General features: G+C 51.6%; 2 protein-coding genes. Both read left to right on the top strand.

Features of this window, described 5'->3' with window-relative positions:
• Positions 1-81 precede the first annotated feature (81 nt).
• On the top strand, positions 82-804 hold the full coding sequence (locus tag V6D20_21330) for an ATP-binding cassette domain-containing protein (protein ID HEY9818324.1): 723 nt from the start codon (positions 82-84) through the stop codon (positions 802-804).
• Positions 801-1,410 (top strand): ABC transporter transmembrane domain-containing protein (locus tag V6D20_21325; GenBank protein HEY9818323.1); only part of this gene is annotated, 610 nt, incomplete at its 3' end. The genes V6D20_21330 and V6D20_21325, both read left to right, overlap by 4 nt.

Genomic DNA, 1,410 nt, shown 5'->3' with positions numbered 1-1,410 from the left:
AATAATGTCGCACTGGCTTATCGGGGAGAATCATCTCATGCCTTGTGTGAGATCAATCTGACCGTTTAACCCAACCAGGTCATCGCCTTGATCGGGCCTACCGGATCAGGAAAGACCAGTTTGGTCAACCTGATCCCTCGCTTCTATGATGTCGTTCAAGGTGAGGTGTTAGTAGATGGCAACGATATCCGTGAGGTGGACCTGGTTTCTCTACGGATGCAGATCGGCATCGTTTTGCAAACCTCCTTACTCTTTTCAACCAACATCCGCGAGAACATTGCCTTCGGACGTCCGCAGGCCAGCGATGAAGAGATCTATGAGGCTGCCAAAGCCGCCCAGGCACACGAATTCGTCCTTTCAACCCCCGCGGGTTATGACACGATCGTTGGCGAGCGGGGTATTACTCTCTCTGGTGGTCAGCGCCAGAGAGTTGCTATCGCTCGTGCCTTGCTGATGGACCCACGAATCCTGATCCTCGATGATTCGACCTCCAGCGTCGATACGAGCACCGAACACTTGATCCAGAAAGCTTTGACCCAATTGATGGAAGGACGTACAACATTTGTTATTGCCCATCGTCTCTCCACAGTTAAGCGCGCTGATCTGATCCTCGTCATGGAGGACGGGCAGGTGCTCGAACGCGGCACCCATCTCGAGCTGCTTGCCCAAGATGGCCTCTATCGGGAGATTTATAATCTGCAGCTGCGTGACCAGGAGAGATTTCGCGATGAGGTCAGGGCTTTGCAGTTCTCCCCAACTCCTGCCTATCCAGCCTCTAGACCACAAGAATGGGAGGCTGAATGAGCATACCCCCACCCAATGAGGATCTTGCTTTCAAGGGATATGATCCCCAGATTTCACGACGTTTACTGGTTTTTTTGCGTCCCTACCGCTGGCAGTTCATCTCGGCTATCGGATTGATGCTGGTTAGTTCAGCTGCAGCCGTCACCGGACCATATCTGGTTAAGGTCGCCATAGATTCGGGATTAGCTGCTGGTTCAATAACCGTCCTGCGTCAAACGATCCTCTTTTACCTGCTGATTGCTATCATCCAATGGATCTCAACATTTCTGCGGGTCAATCTGATGGCCAGAGTCGGCCAATCTATCATTTATGATCTGCGTTCGCACCTTTTCGAACATTTACAGAACCTCTCGCTCGGTTTTTACAGCCATTACAGCGTTGGTCGCGTCATCACCAGGGTGATCAATGATGTCGGTGTGCTCAGGGAATTTATCACCTGGGCGATATTGGCCGTCGCTCGCGACCTGTTTGCCCTGGTCGGGATCGTCATCGTCATGCTGAGCATGAACGTAAGATTATCGCTGTTGACGTTCACTGTGCTGCCCATCATGATCTGGGCAACAACAGTATTTAAGAGATATGCTCGCGAGAATTACAGGCGGGTTC

This window comes from Candidatus Obscuribacterales bacterium, from assembly GCA_036703605.1.
GTDB lineage: Bacteria > Cyanobacteriota > Cyanobacteriia > RECH01 > RECH01 > RECH01.
Note: the sequence above shows the minus strand (reverse complement) of the source record. Positions and strands in the feature narration are given on the sequence as shown.